The sequence below is a fragment of the Terrabacter sp. P5_B1 genome, from assembly GCF_056400505.1.
Genome location: NZ_JBFULD010000327.1, coordinates 1 through 4,639 on the forward strand (window position 1 = coordinate 1; position 4,639 = coordinate 4,639).

The 4,639-nt window shown below is 71.6% G+C and carries 5 protein-coding genes; 1 reads left to right on the forward strand and 4 read right to left on the reverse strand.

From position 1 onward, the window contains the following. The 4 genes from AC1DP0_RS18350 to AC1DP0_RS18365 all read right to left on the reverse strand — a co-directional run. Positions 1-609: IMP dehydrogenase (locus tag AC1DP0_RS18350; RefSeq protein WP_478087218.1), on the reverse strand; the 609-nt coding region annotated here is incomplete at its 3' end. Positions 610-880: 271 nt separating this feature from the next. Next, on the reverse strand, positions 881-2,398 hold the full coding sequence (gene guaB, locus AC1DP0_RS18355) for an IMP dehydrogenase (RefSeq protein WP_478087220.1): 1,518 nt from the start codon (positions 2,396-2,398) through the stop codon (positions 881-883). A 42-nt stretch (positions 2,399-2,440) separates the two neighbouring features. Further along, on the reverse strand, positions 2,441-3,283 hold the full coding sequence (locus AC1DP0_RS18360; RefSeq protein ID WP_478087223.1) for a hypothetical protein: 843 nt from the start codon (positions 3,281-3,283) through the stop codon (positions 2,441-2,443). Beyond that, positions 3,280-3,855 carry a sigma-70 family RNA polymerase sigma factor gene (locus tag AC1DP0_RS18365; protein WP_478087225.1) on the reverse strand — a complete coding sequence of 192 codons (576 nt, stop codon included), beginning with the start codon at positions 3,853-3,855 and terminating at the stop codon, positions 3,280-3,282. Before AC1DP0_RS18365 ends, AC1DP0_RS18360 begins: the two co-directional genes overlap by 4 nt. Before the next feature lie 402 nt (positions 3,856-4,257). Here AC1DP0_RS18365 and AC1DP0_RS18370 point away from each other — a divergent pair, with 402 nt between their 5' ends. Further along, complete coding sequence (locus tag AC1DP0_RS18370; RefSeq protein ID WP_478087228.1) at positions 4,258-4,545, forward strand: WhiB family transcriptional regulator; 288 nt, start codon at positions 4,258-4,260, stop codon at positions 4,543-4,545. The last annotated feature ends 94 nt before the right edge of the window (positions 4,546-4,639 follow it).

Consider the following 4,639-nt stretch of genomic DNA (forward strand, 5'->3'; position numbering starts at 1 on the left):
GTGCAGGGCCGCGGTGTAGGTCGCGGCGCCGCCGACGATGACCGGCACGTCGAGCTCGTAGATGAAGCGCTTGAGGTTGAGCGGCTCGGCGCGGCCCGAGACGTGCTCGGCGGAGACCGTGGTGCCACGGATGACGAAGAGGTCGACCCCGGCCTCGACGACGGTCTTCCAGTGCTGCTGGGTGCGCTGCGGCGACAGCGCGCCGGCCACCGTGACACCGGCCTCGCGCAGCTGGCGCAGTCGCTCGGTGATCAGCTCGGGCTTGATGGGCTCGGCGTAGATCTGCTGCATCCGAGCCGTCGCGGCGTCGGGGCCGATCTCGGCGATCTCACTCAGCTGCGCGGTCGGGTCCTCGTAGCGGGTCCACAGCCCCTCGAGGTCGAGGACGGGCAGGGCGCCGAGCTTGCCGAGCGTGATCGCGGTCTCGGGCGAGACGACGGAGTCCATCGGCGCGGCCATGACCGGGATGTCGAAGTGGTAGGCGTCGATCTGCCAGGAGACCGAGACCTCCTCCGGGTCGCGCGTGCGCCGCGAGGGCACGACGGCGATGTCGTCGAAAGAGTAGGCGCGCCGTCCGCGCTTGCCTCGGCCAATCTCGATCTCGGTCACCGCCCGATCCTAGCCGTCGGGAGCGCCCGGCCCGACGAGGAGGTATGCCGTCCCGCGGGCTCCGCGGGACGGCATACCTCCTCGTGCGGGCGCGCTCCCCTGGTCGAGTGCCCAGTTCCCCACGTCGGAAAGTGAGCACTCGACCAGAACGGTCCACGCCCCAGAGTCGAGTGCCCAGTTCCCCACGCCGGAAAGTGAGCACTCGACGCCACGGGTCCACGCCCCCAACGTCGAGTGCCCAGTTCCCTGCGCCCGGGAGTGGGAGTCGGCGTCAGCCGACGGTGTAGTTGGGGGCCTCGACGATGCCCTGGACGTCGTGCGGGTGGCTCTCCTTGAGCGAGGCCGACGTGATGCGGACGAACTGGCCCTTGTCCTGCAGCTCGGGGATGGAGCGGGCGCCGACGTAGAACATCGACTGGCGCAGACCACCCAGCATCTGGTGGGCGACGGCCGACAGCGGCCCCCGGTAGGCGACCCGGCCCTCGATGCCCTCGGGCACGATCATGTCGTCGGACTCGACCTCGGCCTGGAAGTAGCGGTCCTTGGAGTAGGACTTCTTGCCGCGCGAGCTCATCGCACCCAGCGAGCCCATCCCGCGGTAGCTCTTGAACTGCTTGCCGGCCACGAAGATGAGGTCGCCGGGGCTCTCCTCGCACCCGGCGAGGAGCGAGCCCACCATGACGGAGTCGGCGCCGGCGACGATGGCCTTCGCGATGTCGCCGGAGTACTGCAGGCCGCCGTCGGCGATGACCGGCACGCCGGCCGGCTTGCAGGCCTGCGCGGCCGCGTGGACGGCCGTGATCTGCGGCGCACCCACGCCGGTGACGATGCGCGTCGTGCAGATCGAGCCTGGTCCCACACCGACCTTGACGGCGTCGGCGCCTGCATCGACGAAGGCCTGCGCGCCCTCGCGCGTGGCGACGTTGCCGCCGATGACCTGGACGTGGCGCGTCGCGGGGTCGCTCTTGAGCCGCTCGACCATCTCGATGAGCAGGCGCACGTGCCCGTGCGCCGTGTCGGCGACGAGGACGTCGACCCCGGCCTCGATGAGGGTCGTCGCCCGCTCCCACGAGTCGCCGAAGTAGCCGATCGCTGCGCCGACCATGAGGCGGCCGTCGGCGTCGTTGCTCGCGTCGGGGAACTGCTCGCCCTTGACGAAGTCCTTGACCGTGATGAGGCCGGCGAGGTGGCCCTCGGTGTCGACGATGGGCAGGCGCTCACGCTTGTGCTGGCGCAGCAGGGCCGTCGCCTGGTCGCGGCTGATGCCGACGTGACCGGTGATGAGCGGCATCGGGGTCATGACGTCGCGCACGAGCGTCGTCGCCCACTCCGCGACCGGCGTGAAGCGCAGGTCCCGGTTGGTCACCATCCCGATCAGCTTCTTGTCCTCACCGATGACCGGCAGGCCCGAGACGCGGTACTCGCCGCAGATGGCGTCGAGCTCCTCGAGGGTGCGGTCCGGGCCGATCGTGATCGGGTTGGAGATCATGCCGGTCTGGGTCCGCTTGACGAGGTCGACCTGGTAGGCCTGGTCCTGGATCGAGAGGTTGCGGTGCAGCACCCCGAGGCCACCCTGGCGCGCCATCGCGATCGCCATCCGGGCCTCGGTCACGGTGTCCATGGCCGCGGAGACGAGCGGGGACCGGATCGACAGCTCGCGGGTCAGACGCGTCGTCGTGTCGATGTCGCTGGGGGCGAGGTCGCTGTAGCCCGGAAGGAGCAGGACGTCGTCGTACGTCAGACCCATCGTGGCGAAAGCAGCGGGCACGTCAGACGATCCGAGACTCATTGCCCGATTCTACGGGTTGGCACCACCGCGTCCGAACGCGCGTCAGGGGGTGGGCAGACCGGTCGCGGCGGCGCGGTGCAGCGTGGTGGAGGCGGGGCTGCCGACGACGGCGCCGGCCGCGCTTGGAACGCTGCCGCTGCCCGGGGGGCGGGTGCCCGGGTTCGGTCTCGGTGACGTCGGGCCCGCCGATGGCGCGGGGACGGCGGCGCGGGTGGCGGTGGGGGCGGGCTTCTTGACGTCCTTGCCGTCCCGGTCGCCGCCCTTGGTTGTTCCCCTGCCTCCCTTGGTGGCGGGTGATGGCTTCTTGCTGTTGGTGGACCTCTGCGCCGCCCCGGCCTGCTTGCCGTCGCCCTGGTGGCCACCGTTGCCCGTCCTGCCGTTGCCGGTCGCACCGGTCCCGGGCGTTCCGCCGCCGGGACGCGCCGGCGCCGGAACACCCGGGACGAACGCGGTGGGCACCAGCACGTTGGCCCCGTCGTCGCGACGAGCGAGCACGAGTGACTGGCTCAGGGTGCCCCGTGACGTCTGYGGGAGCCCCAGCCGTGACAGCGGCGCAACCGGGACCTGACCACGGACGCTGTCGTCCGTCACCGTGACGGTGAGAGCCCGGTCGACGTGGCTCGGTGCGTGGGACGGCCGAGAGACGGCGGCGGCGACACCGGCGCCGGAGGCCGCCACCGCGAGGGCGGCGAACGCCCCGAGGTAGCGGTGCTTGTTGCCGATGCGGCGGCGCCCCGCGCGCAGGGGCAGCGGCGTGTCGGCCTGGGCCACAAGGGCTCCGAGCAGGCCGGCGAGCGGGTCGGAACCGGCGTCGACCCGGCTGGCGAGGCGGTCGAGAAGGAGATCGTCGGCGACGAGGTCGCTCAGGGGGGACAGCTCACTCACGCCACGTCACCCGCCTCGGCCCGGGCGACCATCGCACGGAGCTTGGTGAGCGCGCGGTGCTGCGCGACGCGCACGGCGCCGGCCGACATCCCGAGGGCAGCGGCCGTCTCGTCGGTGCTCATGCCGACGGCGACGCGCAGCGTCAGGATCTCGCGCTGCTGTCCGGGCAGCTGCTGCATCAGCGTCATCGCGGTCGCTGCGTCGTCGCGCATGACGGCCACGGACTCGGGCGACGGCCCAGCGTCGGGGCCGTCGGGCAGGTCGGCCACCGGCGCCGGTCCGCGCATCGCGGCGCGCTGGGCGTCGGCGAGCTTGCGGGAGGTGATCGTGTAGACGAAGGCCTCGAACGGCACTCCACGCTCCTCGTACGTCGGGAGAGAGGTCACGACAGCCATGCACACCTCCTGGGCGACGTCCTGGGCAGTGTCCTCGGCGCCGAAGCGGCCGAGTCGGACGCGTGCGTAGCGCAGTGCCATGTCCCTGACGCGGGTCAGCAGCCCGTCCCGCGCGTCGGTGTCACGCACGGCGAGAGCCGCCAGCTCACGCAGCGACAGAGCGTCCAAGCGCTCCATCGCGCCAGCGCCACCTGGCGTTACGCCGGCGTGCGTGGACCAACCAGGACCCATGAGAGTCGTCGTCCCCCCCCGAACTGTCGTCTGTGCTGGCGTCGCCGATGCCCGCCAGGCACCGTCGCCGGAGCCGACCATGCTAGTGCCGCCGAGCCCTGGCGGACGACCACAAATGAACCGAACCCCGCCGGACCCCACCGAACCCGCGCCCAACCCCCAGCCCAACCCCTCGCGTGGACCACGATGCCATCTGGATGGCAATTCTTGAACAAGTCCTTAAGATTCCGCTCTTTATCCGTGATCGCGTGCCCGGTTAGCGTCAGATCCGCGGCCCCAGCACCCAACGGTGCACCGAGCGGGCCGGTACGACACGGCGGGCACCCCGCCCCACGGAGAGACGAGTTCATGGCCGAGATCACCCGCTTGCCCGGACCGGTTGCCGACCTCTGGGACTGGCAGCTGGACGGGGCCTGCCGAGGCGTCAGCCCCGAGGTCTTCTTCCACCCCGAGGGCGAACGGGGACCTCGCCGGCGCAACCGTGACGCGCAGGCCAAGGCCGTCTGCGCCGCGTGCCCCGTGCTGRCCCAGTGCCGCTCGCACGCCCTCGAGGTCCGCGAGCCCTACGGAGTGTGGGGCGGACTGACGGAAGCCGAGCGCGAAGTCATCCAGGACGGCATCCAGCAGGCGTCGTGACCTCCTCCTGACGGGCCGCCGGCACACGTCGCCGGCGGCAGAGCCACTCGACCCGCCCGCGAGTCACGACGGGGTCGCGGCGGTCGAGCAGCAG